The sequence below is a fragment of the Rahnella inusitata genome (genome assembly GCF_003263515.1).
Lineage (GTDB): Bacteria > Pseudomonadota > Gammaproteobacteria > Enterobacterales > Enterobacteriaceae > Rahnella > Rahnella inusitata.
In genome coordinates, this window is record NZ_JYDE01000043.1 from 1 (window position 1) to 20,647 (window position 20,647).

Genomic DNA, 20,647 nt, shown 5'->3' on the forward strand with positions numbered 1-20,647 from the left:
GGAGCGGTAGTTCAGTTGGTTAGAATACCTGCCTGTCACGCAGGGGGTCGCGGGTTCGAGCCCCGTCCGTTCCGCCACTAATTGCACAGACCCTGAATCGAAAGATTCAGGGTTTTTTGCATTTTTTTTTCGTGATTTAAGGTATGCATTCCCTCTCTATTTCAATTCTCACGCATTATTTTGAGTATTATCTGACCAATATTGCCCTAATTACTGACTACTACTTATCTGATTACGAAAAATTAAGCCAAATTAAATATTAAAATGATTATTTTTCTATTTCATAATAATTATTATTCGCTCTTGTTTATGATTGGTTTGGTTAATTATTAAAGGTAATCCGCGCTATATATCGTCATAATCCAGTTTTTTAAAATCTAATATTCAGTCATAATATATACAGCATTGAAACACGTTAAAGAAATTTTCGATCCGCTATGACTGCACGATAGATTGCAGATGCAACGAGCAATCAAATATCATAGAGTCTTAGCTCGGCAAATTCATAAAGATAACTCATCATGAAATTCTCACTGGATATACTTGACTGGCGGGCTCTCGCTGCGGGAATCGACAGTTGTGAAAACTGGATCCAGTGGGCTAATCAGCCTGATATCAATATGTTTTCCGGGGAATTACCGAAAACGCCCCACATCCCAATGATGTCTGCACGGCGTATGAGTATCGGTAGCCGACTGGCTGTGAATACAGGGCTCTCATTACTCGCCTCGAATAATATTGATGCTGCCATTTTTACCAGCCGTCACGGTGAGCTCGAGCGCACAGGACGAATCCTGCATGCTCTGGCCGATGAGCAATCGACTTCTCCCACAGAGTTCTCGATGTCGGTACATAATACCGCCGCTGGCTGGCTGACGATTATTAGCAAAGTTCCGCTGCCGATCACCTCATTGGCGGCAGGTAACGACAGTTTTCAACAAGGGTTACTCGAAGCTCAAGCGATACTCGCTGGCGGCGCTAGCCGGGTAATGTTGATTGACTTCGAAGGTGAAATACCGCCGATGTATGACAAATCGGTGAATTCTGAGTTTTTACCTTATGCTGTAGGAATAATATTAACCGCGGGTGATACATTGCAATGTAGCAACGTACCGTCACCGGATGATATTGATGCGGTTACCCTTCCTCAGAGCTTACAATTCCTGCGGGGTTACCTTACATCGTCTCCTAACTTTAACGTCGATGCGGATAAACGTCGCCGCTGGCAGTGGGTGCGAACTTTGTGAGAAACATCTCTGTATTACCCTACGAAATTTCTTCCCTTGCGAACAGGATGTGGCGATGGGCTGCGACAGGCTTCTTTTTCGCGCTTTTCGGAATTGGCGGGCTGTTGCTATCAATCATATGGTTTAACCTGTTGCGGCTGATTGTCCGTCAGCCGGAGAGGTTGCACCGTATGACATTGAACAGTATTCGTAACAGTTTCCGTTTTTTCCTTGGCGGATTACGGATGTTTGGTGTGATGGATTATCGGTTTATCGGCGATGATAAGTTTGAGCAGGATGCCGGTTGTCTGGTCGTTGCAAACCACCCAAGCCTTCTCGACTATGTGATCCTCGCGTCGCGTATGCCACGCTGTGACTGCATTGTGAAGCAGGCTTTATTGCAGAACCCTTTTTTGCGCGGCGTTATTAAAGCAGCAGGATATTTGGTGAATGCAGGTTCGGATGCTTTGTTACTGGCGTGCGAGGCACGTTTGCAGGCGGGGGGAACGTTATTAATATTCCCCGAGGGGACGCGCTCTTTGCCCGGTCAGCCGATGACTCTGCAACGTGGGGCCGCGAACATTGCGCTACGAGCGGGGAGCGATGTACGGATTGTGCATATCTCCTGCCATCCGCCCATGCTGACTAAGCATGGGAAATGGTATGAAATACCGCCCGTAAAACCTGAATTTGTCATTACGATTGCCGATAAAGTGAAAGTAATGGATTTTATGGATGACCATGACCTTTCGCTGGCCTTAGCAGCCAGACGTCTGACACAGCATTTACGCACAGAGTTGATGCGCAGTAATATTCAAGATAACGAGAAATAAGTCATGGATTCATTAAGTCACGAGATAAAAGAACTGATCATTACGACCCTCAATCTGGAGGGAATGACGCCGGATGAGATAGAGACAGAGGCGCCGCTTTTCGGTGATGGTTTGGGACTCGATTCTATTGATGCCCTTGAATTAGGTTTGGCTTTTAAAAAGCAATACGGCGTGACCCTTTCGGCAGAAAGCCAGGAAATGCGCCAGCATTTTTATTCTGTAGAAAGCCTCGCCCGGTTTATATCAGTGCAGCGTGGTTAAAGAGAGTCCTATGCAGAAGCAAGAAATTTACCAGCAGATTAGCGAGTTATTAATCAAGCTGTTTGAAGTGGATGAAAGTGATATCAAACCAGATGCAAAATTATATGAAGATCTGGAATTGGACAGCATTGATGCTGTCGATTTGGTTGTTCATTTGCAGAAAACCACCGGCAGAAAGATTAAGCCAGAAATGTTTAAGTCAGTGCGCACCGTTCAGGACGTCGTGGATGCCATTGATGAGTTACTTAACACACCCGCTGAGTAACTGACGTGTCTAAGGCCCGGGACTCTGTCGCCTCAATTATCCGATGGGTAACTATCCTGGCGATAGTTGCCTATCCGATAGCGGTTTGGTGCGGATTGAAAACCTGGGGGATGGGTATTCTTGCTCCGCTGCTTGGGAGCGTTTTTATTCTGCGTTTGCTGACCTTTCGCGGAAAGCTCAGCCAGCTGACTTTTTTTGGTAAAGCGATTGCGTTAGCGGGCATTGCGCTGGTGGCCATCAGCGTTTTGTTACGTGAGACCTCCCTGTTGTTGTATTACCCGGTCGCGGTGAATTTATTGCTGTTCGTTTTATTTTTCAGTTCATTAGGTGCCCGGCAATCCATTGTGGAACGCCTTGCCCGGCTCAGTGAACCTGATTTACCGCCCGCAGGGGTAAGTTATACCCGACGCGTCACGCAAGTCTGGTGCATCTTCTTTGTGTTTAATGGTTCTCTGGCTTTATATACCTGCCTGAACGGCGATGTGGGTCTGTGGGCGCTTTATAACGGCGGGATCAGTTATCTGCTAATTGGCTTATTAATGGGTATTGAATGGACAGTCAGAAAGCGTCTGCAGCGGTCATGACGCTTCCAATGAATCAATGGCTAAGTGCGCAAAGAGCTGATGATCATCTGGTCGCCTGGAGCGAAGGTCGTCAATGGCGACAGCGCGAATTCCGTCGTGATGTCTTGTCGCTTATCACGAAACTACAGGCCTTACCGTCGTTGCGCTGGGCGGTGTGTCTGGAAGATAACTATGCATTTGCCGTTACGCTGCTGGCGCTTCTCTACAGTAGTAAAACGCCGGTGTTGCCCGGCCATTTTCGTCAAGCCGTGCTGGCTGAACAGCGGGATGAATTCGACGCGCTGATCACCGATCTTCCACTTAAGCTAGATTGCCCGACGCTGTCATTTTCCTGCGAAACCGCTGACTCTTTTTCTTCTTCTTTGCCGGAATGGCCGCAGCACGCCTCGCTGATTTTATTTACCTCAGGCTCGACTGGAAAACCGCAAAAAATCACTAAACCGGTAGCTTGCCTGGAACGCGAAAGTCAGTGGCTCGCCACACTTTGGGGCGAAGATCTTGAAGGGGCGTATTTCGCCGCCACCGTTGCCCCACATCACATGTATGGCCTGACATTCGCTTTTATGCTGCCGCTGTCTCTCGGCCTGCCTTTTTATACGAAAAGCATCGAATATCACGAACAGTTGCAGACGCTTGCCTGCGCCCATCCTTTAGTGCTTACCAGCAGCCCGGCATTTCTCACACGGCTTGATCCCTCACTGGAAACTGCAAAGTTGCGGCAAATCTTTTCGGCAGGCGGACCCCTGACGCGCGACGCCGCTGTATTGGCTAAAGCCACCTGCGGTTCGGTTCCCGTAGAAATCTATGGCACCACCGAGACCGGGGTGATTGCGCATCGCCTGCCGGATGTTCCCTGGACGCTGTTCGACGATATACATTTTAGCCACCGCTCTGACGGCACTCTGAGCCTGCTGTCTCCGCTGATCCCGCAAACAGAGGGTATCATCCTCAGTGATGAGGTCGAAATCCTGCCAGATCAGCGACAATTCCACCTGCTTGGCCGTAAAGATCGGGTAGTGAAGATCGCTGAGCAGCGGGTTTCGTTAAATGAGATTGAACAGCGGTTGTGTGGACTGGCTTTGGTATCCGAAGCCTGCACATTGACGCTCGAAAAGCAGGGACGGGTCTGCGTTGCTGCCGTGCTTGTTCTGACCGCAGCCGGTGAAGAGCAGCGGCGCGAGCTGGGACACAACCCATTTATCGGCACGCTGCGCCAGACGCTGCGCACCTGGCTTTCACCGGTTTCCATCCCGCGTTACTGGCGCATTGTTCCGGCTATCCCTCTTAACCAACAAGGCAAACGCGCTGCGGCTGAATTACAGGAAATGTTTTTATGATGATGCCTGAAGTGCTGAGCCAGCAAAAAATCAGCGACACCAGCCTGAGCCTTCAACTGCAGCTCTCAGCAGATTTATTCTGGTTCCGTGGCCATTTTCCGTCTTCGCCGATTTTGCCCGGCGTCACCCAAGTAAACTGGGTGATGGATTATGCCAGCGCGTTTCTCGGGCTGGATAAGGTTTTTTACGGTATGGACGTAGTGAAATTTCAACGTCCATTACTGCCCGGTGAAATCGTCAATGTGCAAATCGACTGGCTGAAAGAAAAACATCGGCTGGTTTTCCGTTACAGTCTCGGCGACGCGGTCGCCAGCAGCGGGAAAATTATCCTATGTCCATGAACCAACAAGATGAATTTTCTCCCTGCCTGATTATTCCCTGTTACAACCACGGCGCCATGATGGCAGATGTGCTGGAACGTCTCCGGCCTTTCGATTTGCCCTGTCTGGTGGTGGATGACGGCAGTGATGCGGCGACCGCCGATGAACTGGAACGTCTGTCCGCGATAACACCCTGGATGAGCCTGACGCGTTTGCCTTCGAATCAGGGCAAGGGCGGGGCGGTGATGGCCGCGTTACAGCTGGCCGCTGAGAAAGGTTTTACGCATGCCATCCAGGTCGATGCGGACGGTCAGCATCAGCTGTCAGACGTGCCCGCGATGTTGGAAGAAGCCCGTCAACATCCGGATAGTCTGATCTCCGGCCAGCCGGTATATGACGACAGCGTGCCCAAATCGCGGCTGTATGGTCGTTACGTCACCCATTTCTGGGTGTGGGTGGAAACTCTGTCTTTCTCGATCAGAGACAGCATGTGCGGGTTTCGTGTTTATCCTCTGAAGCCATGTCTGGCGCTGATGGCGAAACACCGTCTGGGGCTGCGGATGGATTTCGATACGGAAATTATGGTACGCCTTTACTGGCAGGGAACACGCAGCCGCTTCCTGCCGACGCGGGTGACTTATCCCGCCGATGGCGTTTCGCATTTTGATGCGGTGAAAGACAACATTAAGATCTCCTGGATGCACACCCGGCTGTTTTTTGGCATGCTGCCGCGCATACCGTTTTTACTGCGTCAGCGGCAAAGTTCGCAGAACAATGAACATTGGTCAGCGACGCCGGAACGTCAGGGATTGTGGGGCATCCGTCTGATGCTCAACGTTTATCGCTTGCTTGGCTATCGCGCTTTTCGCGTACTGCTTTACCCGGTGATCGGCTACTTCTGGCTGACCGGCCGCACTCAGCGCACGGCCTCCGCCCGCTATCTCGACCGCATTCGCGAAACAGCTGCACAGCGTAATATCACGCTGCCTTATCCGCTCAGCACCTTCCGGCATTTCATGCGATTTGGTGAATCAATGCTGAGTAAACTGGCGAGCTGGCAGGGCGATAATACCCTGACCGATGCGGTGCTGGTGCATCCTGAAATTTGCGAAGCGCATATTGCCTCCGGTCGCGGCACGCTGATCCTGGCCTCTCATCTGGGCGATATCGAATCCTGCCGCGCGATAGGCGCACTTAATTATCAGATAACCGTTAATGCACTGGTTTTCACCGATAATGCCGAACGCTTTAATCAGGTGATGAAAGAGATCAACCCGCAGGCGCTGGTGAATCTGATTCAGGTGAGCAAGATGGGGCCGGATACCGCCATCCTTTTGCAGGAAAAGCTCGATGCCGGAGAATGGGTGGCGATTGTCGGCGACCGTACGTCTGCCAGTTCGCACCAGCGGGGCGATCATTCCCGCGTCATCTGGAGTGATTTTCTGGGTAAGCCAGCCGCCTTTGCGCAAGGGCCTTTTATTCTGGCCGCCGCATTGCGTGCGCCGGTCATGCTGATATTTGGCATCATGCAGCAACAGCGTCTGCATATTTATTGTGAGTCTTTTGCCGACCCGCTTATCCTTCCGCGAGCTCATCGTCTGCCGGCATTGCAGGAGGCGGTTGACTGCTTCGCTGCACGTCTGGAGCATTACAGCCTGCTTGCGCCTCATGACTGGTTCAATTTTTATGATTTCTGGCAGCATCCCGCGGATGATGCCTCTGACAGGAAACCTGACTGATATGACGTCCAAACTTGATCCCCGTTTTAACGAGCCGCGTTTTTCCACCCGTGTTGAAATCACCGTGCCTTTTCATGACGCTGATGCAATGGGCGTCGTCTGGCACGGTAATTATTTCCGTTATCTGGAAATTGCCCGCGAGCAGTTGCTGAAACAGTTCGACTACGGTTACCGCCAGATGCAGGCCTCTGGCTACGTCTGGCCGATTGTCGACACGCGCCTGAAATACATCGCGCCGGTGTTATTTGAACAACGCATTGAAGTCCGCGCGCAGCTGGAAGAGATCGAAAATCGTTTGCGGATCGGCTATCAGATCTTTGATATCGAAACGGGTAAACGCACGACAACCGGTTACACCTTGCAGGTGGCGGTGGATGCGCAAACTAAAGAGATGTGTTTCGTCTCCCCGCAGGTTTTGTTCGATAAAACGGGAGTCAGCCTGTGAGATCGCTTTTGCTTATTCTGCTAACCCTTTTTAGCATCACCGCTCAGGCGGTCACGCTGGAAGATTTGCAACAGCGTTTCAGCCAGGTGCCGGTTTTGCGCACCGAATTTGCCCAGCAGCGGACGATCAGCGGGATGGCGCAGCCGCTGAACTCCAGCGGGAATCTGATTATCGCCCAGCAGCAGGGGTTGTGGTGGCAGCAGGATAAACCTTTCAGCCTGACCTTATTACTGACCGAGAGCCGCATGGTGCAAATCATGGCCGGACAGGATCCGCAGGTCGTTACGGCGGACACCAACCCGCAGATGTTCCAGTTCAACTCGCTGCTCAGTGCGCTTTTTCATGCCGACCGTCGCGTGTTGGAGCAAAACTTCACGCTCGGCTTTACTGACCTTGGAAAGGGCGCATGGACGCTAATTCTGACCCCGAAAGTCTCGCCGCTGAACCGCCTGTTCCGCAGCATCCAGCTACATGGGGAAACGTTCCTGAACAATATTGATATCAATGATATGCAGGGCGACGCGACGCACATCCGCTTCTTCAATCAGACAACGTCGCCAGCCACGCTGACCGATGAAGAGAAACGCCATTTTGCGTCCTGATCTTCATCGCCGCGCGGCACAAGGCTGGCTGCTGATTATTGCGCTGCTGGTGGCGGCGTTGTTCTGGCTATTGCCACGCTGCCAGATCAACAGCAGCGTGCTGGCGCTTTTACCGCAGCAGCAGGGAGAAAATATTCCACATGCCATTTCTGATGGCTTTACGCAGCGCCTCGATCGCCAGCTGATGTGGCTGGTCAGCCCGCCGCCGGAGGCGGGCGTTGCACCGCTCAACGACTGGCTGAAACAGCTGCGGGACCTGCCTGAACTGAGTCAGGTCGAAGGGCCGATGGACACGCAGCGCCAGCAGGAATGGGGCAAATTCTTCTATCAGCACCGCAATGCTTTGCTCGACGAAGCCACCCGCCAGCGCTTAACGACGGGCGCGCAAGCGCAAAGCCAGTGGATCCTGGGTCAGGTGTATTCCGCGTTTGCTGGTGTCAGCGGGAAAGAGCTGGCCAACGATCCGCTGTTGCTGGTCCGTGCCTCGCAGATGGCGCAGCAGCAAAACAGTGGCGGCATGACGCTCGATCAAGGCTGGCTGATGGCCCGCGACAAACAGGGGCGCAGCTGGTATTTGCTGCATGGCGAACTGAAAGCCTCGTCGTACGACATCACCACCGGCAAGAAAACCGTTGCCAGCCTGAATGCGGTAAAGCAGGCTTTTGAAGCCCGCTGGCCGGGTGCGAAAGTGCTGGCGCGCGGCACGATCTTTTACAGCAACTACGCCAGCCAGCAGGCTGAACACGATCTTTCCACCATCGGTGCTGCGTCGGTTGTCGGTGTCTTCCTGCTGATCTTACTGATGTTCCGCTCGATCCTGCCGATGCTGCTCAGCCTGCTTTCCATCGCGATTGGCGCGCTCGCAGGCACGGTCTTTACGCTGGGTGTGTTTGGCGAAATCCACGTGATGACGCTGGTGCTCAGTACCAGCATCGTCGGAATTTCTGCCGACTATACGCTGTACTTCCTCACTGAGCGGCGAGTCCACGGTGAAAACACTACGCCGCTGGAAAGCCTGAAAAAGCTGTTTCCGGCGTTATCGATGGCGCTGCTGACCACGGTGGCCGCTTATCTGATGCTGTTGATTGCACCCTTCCCCGGCCTGCAGCAGCTGGCGGTGTTTGCCGCTGCCGGGCTGAGCGCCGCCTGTATTACCGTGATGTGCTGGTATCCCTATTTGTCGAAACGTCTGCCAGTTGGCCCGACGCCGGGGCTGGCGCTGATCTTCCGCTGGCTTCTGGCGTGGCGTAGCCGCAACGCGGTGCGCATCGGTCTGCCGGTGTCCATTTTCCTGCTGGCGGCAGGCGGAATGGCACAACTAAAAGTGAATGATGATATTGCCGATTTGCAATCCCTGCCCGCCGCGTTACAGCAGCAGGAACAGCAAATTGCCGCGCTGACCGGTCAGACCAACGATCAGAAATGGCTGGTAGTGTACGGCGATAACGCGGAGCAAACGCTGCAACGCCTCGAAGCGTTAAGGCCGAAACTGGCGAAGGCCAAAGCCGATGGCGTGATCGACGGCTACCGGATGATCGGGCTGCCGTCGCAGGCGCAACAGAATCGTGATTTAACACTGCTCAGACAGCGCGCGCCACAGGTTGTGACACAGTTACAACAGGCGGGTGTCAGTGTATCGACGCCCGATCTCAGCCCGCAAACTCTGGATCCCCGGATGTGGTTTAACAGCGTCGTCAGTCAGGGGTGGCGCCTGTTATGGCTTTCCCTGCCCGATGGCCGCAGCGCCACATTAATCCCGGTGAACGGCGTACAAGACAGCGCCGCGATGGGTGCACTGGCGGCGTCGGTGCAGGGTACTGGTTGGATCGACCGCAAAACCGAATTTAGCAGTCTCTTTTCCCAGTACCGAGTCTATCTGACCTGGCTACTCGGTCTGGCGGTGGCGGTGATCGCCGCGATGTATCTCTGGCGCTTTCGCCTGCCACACGGGCTGATTTGTCTGGTGCCAACCGTTCTTTCGCTGGCCATGGGCGTCGCGGCGCTGGGCTACAGCGGCCACAGTCTTAATTTGTTTTCGTTGCTGGCGCTGATTCTGGTGCTGGGGATTGGCATCAATTACACGCTGTTCTTCACCAATCCGCGCGGGACGCCGACCACATCGATGTTTGCGATTTTTATGGCCGTCGTGACCACATTGCTGACCTTTGGGATGCTGGTCTTCAGCGCCACGCAGGCGATCAGCAGTTTCGGTATCGTGCTGAGTTTTGGCATTCTGACTGCCTTCCTGCTTTCGCCGCTGACCCTGCCGGTTAAAAAAAGAGGACGTAAAAAATGACCCGATTCACTTTCCCTGCACTGGCTTTTCTGATGCTGGCTCTCAGCGGCTGTGCGACTCCTCCTCCCGCACAGACGCTGCCGCAGGCCTGGCTGAAACCCGGCGTGCAGGTGAAATTACCGTCGCCGCAGCTGGCAACACCGGTGAATCAACAGCAACTGCTGACCGCCACCGTGAAGGGCAAACAGCAGTCGTTACTGGTTCTGCTAAACGCCGATGGAAAATCATTGCAGCTGGCGGGTCTCTCCCCGCTTGGGATCCGCCTGTTCAAAGTGGTCTACGATCAACAGGGGATCCACACCGAACAGGCGATAAAGATTGACGGTTTACCTCCAGCAAATCAGGTTCTGGCCGATATTATGTTCAGCTACTGGCCGGCAGAAAGCTGGCAACCGCTGTTGCCGTCAGGCTGGCAACTGAAAGATGAACCGCTGCGCCGTACGTTATTGGATAACCACGGCAATACGATCACACGCATCGATTACCTGCCGAAGGGCAGCACGCGTCAGCCCGTGTCGATCGCCCAACAGGCTTTTCACTACCAGATAACCATCCAGAATGTCGGTGACTAACATGATTTACTTTTCGGCCGTGGGCATGGTGAATGCGCTGGGCAATGACGTTGCGCAGATTGCACAAAGCCTTACGACGGGCAGTTCGCCGGGTATGACTTTGCAGGAAGGCTGGCTGACGGAAGACCGTCCGATCTGGCTCGGCGCGGTCACCGCCGATCTGCCCGCGATCCCGGCCGATCTCCTGTCGCACCGCAGCCGTAACAATCAGCTTTTACTGGCCGCTCTGGCGCAGATCGAAACACAAATCCAGGCGGCGATCGCGCAGTACGGCAAAGATCGCGTTGCGGTGATCATGGGTACCAGTACGTCCGGGATTTCCGAGGGTGAAGAGGCCGTGCGCTATTTTCATCAGCACGGTGAATTCCCACAGGGTTATGATTATCCCCAACAGGAGCTCGGCGATCCTTCGCAGTTTATGGCTGAATTTTTGGATCTGAGCGGACCGGCTTACACGCTTTCCACGGCGTGCTCGTCCAGCGCGCGGGCCATCATCAGCGGAAAGCGGCTGATCGAATCCGGGCTGGTGGATGCGGCAATCGTCGGGGGCGCAGACAGCCTGTGCCGGATGCCGATCAACGGCTTTAACAGTCTCGAATCCTTGTCGCACGGGCGGTGTACGCCGTTCGGGCAAAACCGCGACGGCATTAATATTGGGGAAGCCGCTGCGCTTATCCTGCTGACCAGGGAACCGGCGGATGTGGCGCTGCTGGGAGTGGGCGAATCTTCCGATGCGTGGCACATGTCTGCGCCGCACCCGGAAGGGCTGGGGGCTGAGCGTGCGATCAACATGGCGCTGAATATGGCCGGACTGAATGCGGATGACGTGGGTTATATCAACGCCCACGGCACCGCGACGCCGCTTAATGATCAGGTGGAAGCCGCCGTCATCCATCGTTTGTTCAGTGACCGCACGCCGTGCAGTTCGACCAAACATCTCACCGGCCACACCCTGGGAGCGGCGGGCGCGACTGAGGCGGCGCTGAGCTGGCTTATCATTACGCATAATCTTAGTCTGCCGCATCAGGATTTTGCGCTGACGCCGCGGGATGCAAGCCTGCCGGACATCTGGCTGGCAGAAGCCGGAGAGCCGCTCATCAAACCAGTTATCCTGTCCAACTCCTTCGCCTTTGGCGGGAACAATGCCAGCATTCTGATCGGGAGGCCGTCATGAGCACTCAACACGCTGCGCAATTCTTGCCTCATGCCGCGCCGATGGTGCTGCTGGAAACCGTGATTGAAGTCACCGCTGAAACTGCACGGTGCAGCGTGAACGTTTCGAAAGACAGCGTGCTGGCGCCGTTTCTCAATGCGCAGGGCGCGCTGCCTGCCTGGTACGCTCTCGAACTTATTGCACAGACGATAGGCGTGTGGAGTGGCTGGCATGGCGCGCACTCCGGCGAATCGCCGCAGTTAGGCATGCTGCTCGGCGGGCGCGGGCTGAAATGCACTGTGCCCGAATTTGCGGCGGGCAGTGAATTAGTGATCGACGTATCCATGGTATTACGCGATGAAAAAATCGCGAGCTTTGAAGGTGTTATCAGTATTAAGGGCAAACAAGACAACCTACAGGTTGCCAAAGGACGGCTGAATACGTATCAGCCAGACAAGGATGAAATAATAAAATTAACTCAGGGGATGCAGGAATGACGCGTTCAGTATTAGTCACCGGCGCCAGCAAAGGGATCGGCAAAGCCATTGCCATTCAGCTGGCGAAAGACGGTTTTTTGGTAGCGATTCACTACCACAGCGATAAAACAGGCGCCGAAAGTACCTTGCAACAGATCGTCGAATCCGGCGGTGAGGGGCGCATTGTGCAGTTTGACATCAGTCACCGCGCGCAGTGCCGCGAGGTTATTGAGGCGGATATCGAGGCTCACGGCGCGTATTACGGCGTGGTAAATAATGCGGGCATCACCCGTGATGCGGCGTTTCCGGCGCTGACTGACGAAGACTGGGACGGGGTGATCCACACCAATCTCGACAGCTTCTACAACGTTTTACATCCCTGTGTAATGCCGATGATAGGCCTGCGTCAGGGCGGTCGTATTATCGCGCTTTCCTCGGTTTCAGGTATCACCGGCAACCGCGGACAGGTCAATTACAGCGCGGCCAAAGCGGGCATTATCGGTGCCTGCAAAGCGCTGTCGCTGGAGCTGGCGAAACGCAAAATAACCGTCAACTGCATCGCTCCGGGGCTGATTGATACCGGCATGCTCGACATGGAAAAACCGGGGCTCGACGCCGCCATGAGCATGATCCCGCTTAAGCGTATGGGCAACGCCGCGGAAGTTGCGGGGCTGGCCAGCTATCTGATGTCGGACATCGCCGGTTACGTTACCCGTCAGGTGATTTCCATCAACGGAGGCATGGTATGACGCATCGTGTGGTGGTCACCGGGATGAAAGGGATTACGGCGTTTGGCAACCACTGGGCCGACGTCAGTGCTCGCCTGCTACAGGGCCGCAATGCTGTTCGCCACATGGACGAATGGCTGATTTATCAGGGGCTGAATACGCATCTCGGCGCACCGGTCGATGATTTCGTGGTGCCTGCGCATTACACGCGAAAACGCATCCGCTCGATGGGACGCGTTTCGCTGCTTTCCACCCGCGCGGTCGAACTGGCGCTGGAACAGGCCGGTTTGCTCGATGACCCGATCCTGACCGACGGCGAAACCGGCATTGCGTTTGGCTCGTCCACCGGCAGCACCGGGCCGGTCAGCGAATTCGCGACCATGCTGACGGAAAAGCATACCAACAACATCACCGGCACGACGTATGTGCAGATGATGCCGCACACCACGGCGGTGAACGCCGGTTTGTTCTTCGGCCTGAAAGGGCGGGTGATCCCGACGTCCAGCGCCTGCACTTCGGGCAGTCAGGCCATCGGCTACGCCTATGAAGCCATCAAACACGGTTACCAGACCGTAATGGTGGCAGGCGGCGCAGAAGAGCTGTGTCCGTCGGAAGCGGCTGTCTTCGATACCTTATTCGCCACCAGCCAGCAGAACGATCATCCTGAACGCTCACCGCGTCCGTTTGACGCACAGCGCGATGGTCTGGTGATTGGTGAAGGCGCAGGCGCACTGATCCTCGAATCTCTCGAACATGCACAGGCGCGCGGTGCGACGATTTATGCCGAAATTGTCGGGTTTGCCACTAACTGCGACGCAGCACATATTACGCAGCCACAGCAATCGACCATGCAAATTTGTATCGAAAAATCGCTGAAAAACGCCGGTATTCCGGCGGCTGAGATCGGTTACATCAGTGCACACGGCACGGCAACCGATCGCGGGGATATCGCCGAAAGTCAGGCAACGGCGGCGGTATTTGGCGACAGGACGCCAATTTCATCGCTGAAAAGTTACTTTGGCCATACGCTTGGCGCCTGTGGTGCGCTGGAAGCCTGGATGTCGCTGGAAATGATGCGTGAAGACCGGTTTGTACCGACTATTAACCTGACGCAGCCGGATCCGCTGTGCGGCGAACTCGATTACATCATGAGCGAGTCGCGGCATATTCAGACTGAATTTATTCAGTCGAATAACTTTGCCTTCGGCGGCATTAACACGTCGCTGGTTTTCCGCCGCTGGCCGTAACGCATGAATACTGCGCGTCTGGTTACCGCCTCGCTGGATGACCGCTTTTCGCTGTCACGCTTGCCTGATGATCTTATCGTTCAAAGTGAAGGCATGAACTCCGCCCGCCGCCAGCAATGGCTGGCGGGCAGGGCGTTGCTGGCCGAAGCGATATTCACTTTCACAGGGTGCGAAATGCTGCCTGCGATGCAAATTTCGCCGCAGGGCAAACCGTCATTTGTCGATCCTTCTTTTCCTTATTTTTCTCTCAGCCACAGTAAAAATTGCCTGCAACTGGTGCTCTGCGCCGCCGGGGAAACCGGGTGTGATGTCGAGCAAATGCGCCCGCGTCCGCGCTATCTGGATATCGCACAGGCTGCTTTCAGTGACACCGAATTTCAATGGCTGCTCGGGCAGGCTAGCCCGCAGACGGCATTCTGGCAGCTATGGTGCCTGCGTGAGGCGTGGCTGAAACAGCAGGGCGGCAGCGTCTGGCAGATGGACCGGATCCGCCTCGACCCCGCCGCCGGGAAATTTACTACTCAACCGGACACCGACAGCCGGTTATGGTGTGGGGTCAGAGGCGCGGTGATGACCGCCGTCGCCGTTCCGGAAGGAGTGATGGCACCGGAGGAATATGGGTTTGATGTGGGATCGGGATTGCTTATTTCTCAGACTCAGCGCGTCTGGGCGCAATTTGATATTGCGCGTTGAGCGCTCAGGGGAGCGGGAATGTTTCGGTTTCTCACTTGCAGTGATCACTTTGCTTTTCGTGCCGAAACCGACCAAGAGAGGGAAGTGCTTTCCCTCTCTTGGATCTCTCCCCGCTTTTTCAAACACGCGCTGTCGCTGGAACGATGGACGTGTTCTGTGACTTCCGCGTGTGGCGCAAAACCCTGCCGCTGCGCGGTTCCCTCTCTCGGTCCTGAAGCCACAGGTCTTCAGGCCGCTCCGTTCGGCAGGTTTTTTTGATCGCGCCATCTCACCATTTTTTGCAAAGGGTTTAGTGTTTGTTTTTACTAATGATCTGAGCGGGTGAACTTGTGGCAATAGCAGAACTGCCTGAAAGCCCACCATTGCCCGGAACTCGCAATCAAGTACGATTACTTATCAGCTTTAGCGAGCTTTTCGCTCAGAAAATCAATAAAACACCGGATCCTGGTACTCACCGTCTGGTCGCTGTAATACACCGCATGCAGCGGCATCGCAATCCGCATAACCTCCGGCACCAGTAATTTCACTAAATCCCCGCGCTGTACATCCTCTTCGGTCATAAAATCCGACAGACAGGCGATGCCGTTGCCCTCCAGGCACAGCCTGCGCAGTGTCTCGCCGCTGCCGGAGCTGATAAACGGCGCGATGGTCAGCTGCTGACCGTCGGTGCACAGCAGCGGCCATTTGTTCAACGCCAGCACTTCGTTAAAGCCCAGACAACGATGCTTTAGCAACTCATCCACGCTCTGTGGCGTTCCCCACTTTTTCAGGTAGGCGGGCGAGGCGAGTACGCTGCGGTAGCTCAGCATCAGTTTGCGGGCCCTCAGGCTCGAATCCTCGAGTTCGCCGACGCGGATCGCGACATCCACTTTGTGGTCGATCAGATTGATATTGCTCTCTGAAGAAAACAGCGCCAGCGACATTTTCGGGAAACGTTCAATAAATTCAGCCACCAGCGGCGTGATGACGTGCAGGATGACCGGCGTCGCGGCATCGACGCGCAACAATCCCTGCGGATCATCGCGGTTCTCCAGCAAATCATCTTCGGCGGCGGCCATGTCATGCAGGATTTTTTGCACGCGGACGAAATACCGCTCGCCTTCGTGTGTCAGGCTGATCTGGCGCGTGGTGCGGTTGAGCAGGGTGATGCCGAGCTTTTGTTCAAGACGTTTCAGCGTCCGGCTGACCACGGAATTATCCTGCCCCAGTTGTTCTGCTGCGCGGCTGAAACTGCCGCTTTCCACCACGGTGACGAAGGTCAACAACTCTTCAGAACTGGCTCGCATTGTTGTTACTCCAGCATAAATAATTTGATACTTTGGCTATTTCTGTCATTTAAGCACAAGCCCATAATCGCCGCCATCGAATCGAAATTCATTGTGGAGTAAAGGTTATGCCGCTTGCACTATTAGCACTGACCATCAGCGCGTTTGCTATAGGAACGACTGAGTTTGTTATCGTCGGGCTGATCCCGACTATCGCGCAGCAACTGGGCGTCTCCGTGCCATCCGCCGGTTTGCTGGTTTCAATTTACGCCATCGGCGTGGCGATTGGCGCACCGGTGCTGACTGCGCTCACTGGCCGCGTACCGCGCAAAGCTCTGCTGATCGGCCTGATGGTGCTGTTCACGCTCGGCAATCTGATGGCGTGGCAGTCTCCGAATTACCACACGCTGGTGATGGCACGGTTGCTGACCGGACTGGCGCACGGCGTGTTCTTCTCAATTGGCGCGACTATCGCCACCAGTCTGGTGCCGAAAGAAAAAGCCGCGTCGGCGATTGCGCTGATGTTTGGCGGCCTGACCGTCGCACTGGTCACCGGCGTGCCGCTCGGGACATTTATCGGCCAGCATTTTGGCTGGCGCGAAACTTTTCTCGCAGTATCGATGATTGGCGTGATTGCGATTATTGCCAGCGCGATGCTGGTGCCCAATAACATCAAGAACAAACCGGCAGCGCGTATTGCCGATCAGCTAAAAGTGCTGATGAATCCACGCCTGCTGCTGATATATGCGGTCACTGCACTCGGCTACGGCGGCGTGTTCACCACCTTCACATATTTAGCGCCGATGATGCAGGAGCAGGCCGGGTTCTCGGCAGGCATGGTGAGCTGGATCCTGCTGGCGTATGGGATTTCTGTCGCCATCGGCAATATCTGGGGAGGTAAACTGGCGGACCGCCACGGTGCAGTAAAAGCCCTGACGATCATCTTTACTGCGCTGGCCCTGATATTACTGGTTTTCCAGTTCACCTCCGGTTTCGGCATTCCGGCGTTGATCACGGTGATGTTGATGGGCATCTTCGCCTTCGCTAACGTGCCGGGATTACAGGTTTACGTGGTGCAGAAAGCCGAAGAGGTCACACCAAACGCCGTGGACGTGGCCTCGGGGCTGAATATCGCCGCGTTTAACATTGGTATCGCATTAGGTTCGGTGATCGGCGGGCAAGTGGTGTCAACGCTTGGGCTGGTGCAAACGCCGTGGATTGGCGCGGTCATTGTGCTCGGCGCATTGCTGCTCATCCGCCTGAGCGGACATTTAGATAAAAAGGGGAAACCGGCACTCGCCTGATCTCTCTATGTTAAGTGTTATCACGGCTCGCCTCTGGCGGGCCGTTTTTTTATGCTAGCCTGTAGATATGGACAAGTTGTATACCAGTGTAAACAGATTTGGCCTGAGCTTTTGCGGGCGTATACTGAACTTTCGCTGAGAGAACGTCTCTCACATAGCATCAATAAAATGGGTGAACAGGCGATTAGCGTGCGAAAAAAAACATATGCAATGAGGTATGTCGCAGGTCAGCCCGCTGAGCAAATCTTTCCGGGAGCCCTCGCACATTTGGGGCCGGATTTGCCGCCGGGCGCGGCGCTGCCCAACTCGAATATTTTGCACGTCATGGTGTGGAATATCTTCAAACAACAGCGTGCTGACTGGCTGTCAGTATTGCGGGATTTCGGCAAAGATGCCCAACTGGTGTTACTTCAGGAGGCGCAAACTACGCCGGAACTGATCCGCTACGCCACGTCCAATTATCTGGCCGCCGATCAGGTGCCTGCGTTCATGCTGCCTCAGCATCCCTCTGGCGTGATGACGCTGTCTGCGGCACATCCGGTCTACTGCTGCCCGTTGCGTGAGCGTGAGCCACTCCTGAGGCTCGCTAAATCGGCACTCGTCACCGTGTATCCGCTGCTAGACGGTCGTTTACTGATGGTTGTGAACATTCACGCGGTGAATTTCAGTCTGGGTATCGACGTTTACAGCAAGCAACTCGAGCCGATTGGCGAACAGATCGCTAACCATAAAGGGCCGGTGATCATGGCGGGGGATTTCAACGCCTGGAGCAAGCAGCGTATTAACGCGCTGTTCGGCTTTGCGGGGAATATTCATCTGGAGGAAGTGCGTTTCCCTGCCGATTACCGTAAACGCGCCTTTGGCAGGCCACTGGATTTCATCTTCTATCGCGACCTAAGCGTCACTAACGCCTCGGTGATGGAAACCCGCGCCTCAGACCATAACCCGCTGCGGGTGGAGTTTCTGGCCGGTACACCGTTAATTCAGTAACCGCATCCTGCAAAAAAAAAGCATAAAAAAAAGCACCCGGAATGTTCAGGGTGCTTTTTTATGGTCGGAACCTGTCAGGTCTCCGGGCTCATTTTGTTGCTAACAAACAGCGTTAGCTTTTTACCCGGCTGCAGGTTGTCCGCTGTCGCGTTCCAGCGCATCACATCTTTAATGTTGACGCCGTGACGCTTGGCAATGCTCGACAACGAATCGCCTTTACGTACCTGATACGTGATGCTGCCACCGTTCACACTGGTATTACTGACGCTGTTATCCGCCACCTGCAGTGTTTGCCCAACTTTTAACGCGCCTGCTGAGCGCAAATTGTTCCAACGCTGTAGATCACGAGACTTCACATTCAGCCGGGCTGCAATACTGGACAAGCTGTCGCCGGAGCGAACCTTGTACTGTTTTGCACCTGACGGAGTGTTGCTGGCCAGTTGAGTTTTCTGCACTGCGGCGATATCGCCATCAGCCAGAGAATCTTTTAACTGGTTGGCATGCGCCATCGGCAGAACAATGTAATGCGGGCCATTCGGCGCGGTTACATTCTGCTTGTAGCCAGTGTTAAACGACTTAAGCTTGGTCAGGGACATACCAGCCATTTCCGCCGCTTGTGTCAATTGCATCTGCTGTCCGATTTCAACACGCGCCAGTGCGCGGTCTTCACTCGGTTTCGGCAAACGAATTCCATACTTCTTGTTATTTTTTAACAAATCGCTAAGCGCCAGCATCTTAGGGATGTAAATCGTCGTTTCACGAGGAAGCGACAGTGACCAAAAATCAGTCGGGAGTCCCTTTGCTTTATTCGCTTTAACCGCTTGCATCACGCGACCTTCACCACTGTTATACGCAGCCACTGTCAGTAACCAGTCACCACCAAACATCTTGTTCAGGCGTTGTAACATATCAAGCGCAGCAGTTGTCGAAGCCACAACATCGCGGCGTCCGTCATACCACTGGTTTTGTTTCAAACCATAGTTCCGACCCGTCTCTGGCACAATTTGCCACAACCCGGCAGCATTAGCTGACGAAGTTGCTCTGGGGTCAAAAGCGCTCTCCACTATGGGTAGCAGTACCAGTTCCATCGGCATATTACGTTTCTTAATCTGCTCGGTGATCCAGTACATGTACGGCTCTGCCCGTAATGTTACATCGTGGAGATAGCTCTTCTGCTTTAAATATTTAACTCTTTGCTCGCGGATCCGGGGGTTATCCGGAACCTTCATCTTCAGCTCGTCGCCAATGAAGTTCCACAAATTTTGCTGAGAGGCGGCGTCGTTTCCATTCAACCATCCCCCAGAGGCCGCTCGGCCATCACCTGTGAACTGTCTTGCTTCTTCACTTTGACTTGCTGAAGACAAACTCTGCGCATATTGCTCGGGTTCTTGCGCGCCCTGCCTGGACGCCTGGCAACCCGTAAGCAACATGGAGGCGATTATTAGGATCGCATATGCCTTCATGTGTGTGTCATAGTTGCTTAAAAGACGAGCGATAATACTTTGCTTGCGCGAAAAACACAACCTTTGGGTTTAAAAGCTGTCTTTGAGAGCCCTTAAATGGGCAAAAACACCCCAGGCAGGTTTTAACGGATCGTTAAGGTTTAATTTGTTTTGTAAATCAACATCATCACAACGTAAAAACACGTTAATTTTACGCTCAAGACCGAGGGTTGAAGGCAGGGAAGATTGCCCCTTTTCACGCATTTGTTGCACTTTGTGCTCATGAGAATGAATATCATCATCGTCGGGTAAAACCGACCGCGCAAACTTAAGGTTTGAGAGAGTATATTCATGTGCAGCGCAGACTAATGTTTCATCAGGCAGTGCAGCTAACCGTTGAAACGACTGGTACATTTGCTCGGGTGTTCCTTCGAACAAACGGCCACAGCCGGCGGAAAACATCGTGTCTCCGCAGAACAGATAAGGGGCGCTATAGTATGAAATGTGACCTAAGGTATGTCCTGGCGTAGCAAAGATCTGCCATTCCAGACCGCCGATTTCCATTTTTTCGCCATTTTTAAGACTAATCTGACAAAATTTATCCTCAGTTTCGTGAGGTCCGTACACTTTTACAGCAGGAAAGTGGCTGCAAATCTCGTTTACGCCATCTACATGGTCATGATGATGATGGGTCAGCAAGATGGCCGTGGGGGTTAAATTCTTCAATTTCAGCGCGGCTAATACCGGTGCAGCTTCGCCCGGATCAACGATCAGACAATGCCCTTGCTGGTCATCGAGCAACCAAATGTAATTGTCCTGTAACGCAGGAATACTGATAAGATTCATGGCAACCTCTCTTTGGCAACTGC

Annotated in this window: 22 protein-coding genes and 1 tRNA gene; 20 read left to right on the top strand and 3 right to left on the bottom strand. The window is 54.0% G+C overall.

Annotated elements, in window-relative coordinates; all coding sequences use genetic code 11:
* The 18 genes from TU92_RS20870 to TU92_RS20955 all read left to right on the top strand — a co-directional run bounded on the left by TU92_RS20870 (position 1) and on the right by TU92_RS20955 (position 14,777).
* Positions 1-77 (top strand) — tRNA-Asp (locus tag TU92_RS20870).
* 444 nt (positions 78-521) lie between these two features.
* Positions 522-1,247, top strand: a complete 726-nt coding sequence (locus TU92_RS20875) for a beta-ketoacyl synthase chain length factor (protein ID WP_112169105.1) — start codon at positions 522-524, stop codon at positions 1,245-1,247.
* 47 nt (positions 1,248-1,294) lie between these two features.
* Positions 1,295-2,059 carry a lysophospholipid acyltransferase family protein gene (locus tag TU92_RS20880; RefSeq protein WP_112169107.1) on the top strand — a complete coding sequence of 255 codons (765 nt, stop codon included), beginning with the start codon at positions 1,295-1,297 and terminating at the stop codon, positions 2,057-2,059.
* A 3-nt stretch (positions 2,060-2,062) separates the two neighbouring features.
* Positions 2,063-2,320 (top strand): phosphopantetheine-binding protein, encoded by a 258-nt coding sequence (locus TU92_RS20885; protein WP_112169109.1) that lies wholly within the window; start codon positions 2,063-2,065, stop codon positions 2,318-2,320.
* A gap of 10 nt (positions 2,321-2,330) precedes the next feature.
* Positions 2,331-2,585: an acyl carrier protein gene (locus TU92_RS20890; RefSeq protein WP_112169111.1), complete on the top strand. Its 255-nt coding sequence runs from the start codon at positions 2,331-2,333 to the stop codon at positions 2,583-2,585.
* Positions 2,586-2,590: 5 nt separating this feature from the next.
* Positions 2,591-3,169 (top strand): COG4648 family protein, encoded by a 579-nt coding sequence (locus tag TU92_RS20895; RefSeq protein ID WP_244207849.1) that lies wholly within the window; start codon positions 2,591-2,593, stop codon positions 3,167-3,169.
* Entirely contained in the window at positions 3,136-4,506 is a 1,371-nt protein-coding gene (locus TU92_RS20900; protein WP_244207850.1) for an AMP-binding protein, read from the top strand. Before TU92_RS20895 ends, TU92_RS20900 begins: the two co-directional genes overlap by 34 nt.
* A complete protein-coding gene (locus TU92_RS20905; protein ID WP_112169113.1) occupies positions 4,503-4,847 on the top strand; it encodes a 3-hydroxyacyl-ACP dehydratase FabZ family protein in 345 nt (114 codons plus the stop codon). Before TU92_RS20900 ends, TU92_RS20905 begins: the two co-directional genes overlap by 4 nt.
* Positions 4,844-6,565, top strand: a complete 1,722-nt coding sequence (locus TU92_RS20910; RefSeq protein ID WP_112169115.1) for a glycosyltransferase family 2 protein — start codon at positions 4,844-4,846, stop codon at positions 6,563-6,565. The genes TU92_RS20905 and TU92_RS20910 overlap by 4 nt, the downstream gene beginning before the upstream one ends.
* 1 nt (position 6,566) lies before the next feature.
* Positions 6,567-7,010 (top strand): acyl-CoA thioesterase, encoded by a 444-nt coding sequence (locus TU92_RS20915; RefSeq protein WP_112169117.1) that lies wholly within the window; start codon positions 6,567-6,569, stop codon positions 7,008-7,010.
* Positions 7,007-7,612, top strand: a complete 606-nt coding sequence (locus TU92_RS20920; protein ID WP_112169119.1) for a LolA family protein — start codon at positions 7,007-7,009, stop codon at positions 7,610-7,612. Before TU92_RS20915 ends, TU92_RS20920 begins: the two co-directional genes overlap by 4 nt.
* The gene (locus tag TU92_RS20925; RefSeq protein WP_112169121.1) at positions 7,602-9,908 is read left to right on the top strand and encodes an MMPL family transporter; all 2,307 of its coding nucleotides are present in this window, start codon (positions 7,602-7,604) and stop codon (positions 9,906-9,908) included. Before TU92_RS20920 ends, TU92_RS20925 begins: the two co-directional genes overlap by 11 nt.
* Positions 9,905-10,480: a DUF3261 domain-containing protein gene (locus tag TU92_RS20930; protein ID WP_112169123.1), complete on the top strand. Its 576-nt coding sequence runs from the start codon at positions 9,905-9,907 to the stop codon at positions 10,478-10,480. The genes TU92_RS20925 and TU92_RS20930 overlap by 4 nt, the downstream gene beginning before the upstream one ends.
* A gap of 1 nt (position 10,481) precedes the next feature.
* The gene (locus TU92_RS20935; protein ID WP_112169125.1) at positions 10,482-11,654 is read left to right on the top strand and encodes a beta-ketoacyl-[acyl-carrier-protein] synthase family protein; all 1,173 of its coding nucleotides are present in this window, start codon (positions 10,482-10,484) and stop codon (positions 11,652-11,654) included.
* Positions 11,651-12,130: a hotdog family protein gene (locus tag TU92_RS20940; protein WP_112169127.1), complete on the top strand. Its 480-nt coding sequence runs from the start codon at positions 11,651-11,653 to the stop codon at positions 12,128-12,130. Before TU92_RS20935 ends, TU92_RS20940 begins: the two co-directional genes overlap by 4 nt.
* Complete coding sequence (locus TU92_RS20945; protein WP_112169129.1) at positions 12,127-12,858, top strand: 3-ketoacyl-ACP reductase FabG2; 732 nt, start codon at positions 12,127-12,129, stop codon at positions 12,856-12,858. Before TU92_RS20940 ends, TU92_RS20945 begins: the two co-directional genes overlap by 4 nt.
* The gene (locus TU92_RS20950; protein WP_112169131.1) at positions 12,855-14,084 is read left to right on the top strand and encodes a beta-ketoacyl-ACP synthase; all 1,230 of its coding nucleotides are present in this window, start codon (positions 12,855-12,857) and stop codon (positions 14,082-14,084) included. The genes TU92_RS20945 and TU92_RS20950 overlap by 4 nt, the downstream gene beginning before the upstream one ends.
* A gap of 3 nt (positions 14,085-14,087) precedes the next feature.
* Entirely contained in the window at positions 14,088-14,777 is a 690-nt protein-coding gene (locus TU92_RS20955; RefSeq protein WP_112169133.1) for a 4'-phosphopantetheinyl transferase superfamily protein, read from the top strand.
* A gap of 389 nt (positions 14,778-15,166) precedes the next feature.
* Here the strand turns inward: TU92_RS20955 and yafC are convergent, their stop codons facing one another.
* The gene (yafC, locus tag TU92_RS20960) at positions 15,167-16,063 is read right to left on the bottom strand and encodes a DNA-binding transcriptional regulator YafC (RefSeq protein ID WP_112169135.1); all 897 of its coding nucleotides are present in this window, start codon (positions 16,061-16,063) and stop codon (positions 15,167-15,169) included.
* Between the two features lie 107 nt (positions 16,064-16,170).
* Between yafC and TU92_RS20965 the strand changes: the two genes are divergently transcribed.
* A complete protein-coding gene (locus tag TU92_RS20965) occupies positions 16,171-17,346 on the top strand; it encodes an MFS transporter (RefSeq protein ID WP_112169136.1) in 1,176 nt (391 codons plus the stop codon).
* Positions 17,347-17,535: 189 nt separating this feature from the next.
* Complete coding sequence (locus TU92_RS20970) at positions 17,536-18,336, top strand: endonuclease/exonuclease/phosphatase family protein (protein ID WP_112169159.1); 801 nt, start codon at positions 17,536-17,538, stop codon at positions 18,334-18,336.
* Between the two features lie 74 nt (positions 18,337-18,410).
* Here TU92_RS20970 and mltD read toward each other — a convergent pair whose 3' ends face one another.
* Positions 18,411-19,799: a murein transglycosylase D gene (gene mltD, locus TU92_RS20975; RefSeq protein ID WP_112169138.1), complete on the bottom strand. Its 1,389-nt coding sequence runs from the start codon at positions 19,797-19,799 to the stop codon at positions 18,411-18,413.
* 69 nt (positions 19,800-19,868) lie between these two features.
* Positions 19,869-20,624 (bottom strand): hydroxyacylglutathione hydrolase, encoded by a 756-nt coding sequence (gloB, locus tag TU92_RS20980; RefSeq protein WP_112169140.1) that lies wholly within the window; start codon positions 20,622-20,624, stop codon positions 19,869-19,871.
* Positions 20,625-20,647 lie beyond the last annotated feature (23 nt).

What these genes read in the sequence shown, in the direction of transcription:
- TU92_RS20875 (WP_112169105.1), top strand. Translation starts at nt 522, where the DNA reads ATGAAATTCTCACTGGATATACTTGACTGGCGGGCTCTCGCTGCGGGA.
- TU92_RS20880 (WP_112169107.1), top strand. Translation starts at nt 1,295, where the DNA reads ATGTGGCGATGGGCTGCGACAGGCTTCTTTTTCGCGCTTTTCGGAATT.
- TU92_RS20885 (WP_112169109.1), top strand. Translation starts at nt 2,063, where the DNA reads ATGGATTCATTAAGTCACGAGATAAAAGAACTGATCATTACGACCCTC.
- TU92_RS20890 (WP_112169111.1), top strand. Translation starts at nt 2,331, where the DNA reads ATGCAGAAGCAAGAAATTTACCAGCAGATTAGCGAGTTATTAATCAAG.
- TU92_RS20900 (WP_244207850.1), top strand. Translation starts at nt 3,136, where the DNA reads ATGGACAGTCAGAAAGCGTCTGCAGCGGTCATGACGCTTCCAATGAAT.
- TU92_RS20905 (WP_112169113.1), top strand. Translation starts at nt 4,503, where the DNA reads ATGATGATGCCTGAAGTGCTGAGCCAGCAAAAAATCAGCGACACCAGC.
- TU92_RS20910 (WP_112169115.1), top strand. Translation starts at nt 4,844, where the DNA reads ATGAACCAACAAGATGAATTTTCTCCCTGCCTGATTATTCCCTGTTAC.
- TU92_RS20915 (WP_112169117.1), top strand. Translation starts at nt 6,567, where the DNA reads ATGACGTCCAAACTTGATCCCCGTTTTAACGAGCCGCGTTTTTCCACC.
- TU92_RS20930 (WP_112169123.1), top strand. Translation starts at nt 9,905, where the DNA reads ATGACCCGATTCACTTTCCCTGCACTGGCTTTTCTGATGCTGGCTCTC.
- TU92_RS20935 (WP_112169125.1), top strand. Translation starts at nt 10,482, where the DNA reads ATGATTTACTTTTCGGCCGTGGGCATGGTGAATGCGCTGGGCAATGAC.
- TU92_RS20940 (WP_112169127.1), top strand. Translation starts at nt 11,651, where the DNA reads ATGAGCACTCAACACGCTGCGCAATTCTTGCCTCATGCCGCGCCGATG.
- TU92_RS20945 (WP_112169129.1), top strand. Translation starts at nt 12,127, where the DNA reads ATGACGCGTTCAGTATTAGTCACCGGCGCCAGCAAAGGGATCGGCAAA.
- TU92_RS20950 (WP_112169131.1), top strand. Translation starts at nt 12,855, where the DNA reads ATGACGCATCGTGTGGTGGTCACCGGGATGAAAGGGATTACGGCGTTT.
- TU92_RS20955 (WP_112169133.1), top strand. Translation starts at nt 14,088, where the DNA reads ATGAATACTGCGCGTCTGGTTACCGCCTCGCTGGATGACCGCTTTTCG.
- yafC (WP_112169135.1), bottom strand. Translation starts at nt 16,063, where the DNA reads ATGCGAGCCAGTTCTGAAGAGTTGTTGACCTTCGTCACCGTGGTGGAA.
- TU92_RS20965 (WP_112169136.1), top strand. Translation starts at nt 16,171, where the DNA reads ATGCCGCTTGCACTATTAGCACTGACCATCAGCGCGTTTGCTATAGGA.
- mltD (WP_112169138.1), bottom strand. Translation starts at nt 19,799, where the DNA reads ATGAAGGCATATGCGATCCTAATAATCGCCTCCATGTTGCTTACGGGT.
- gloB (WP_112169140.1), bottom strand. Translation starts at nt 20,624, where the DNA reads ATGAATCTTATCAGTATTCCTGCGTTACAGGACAATTACATTTGGTTG.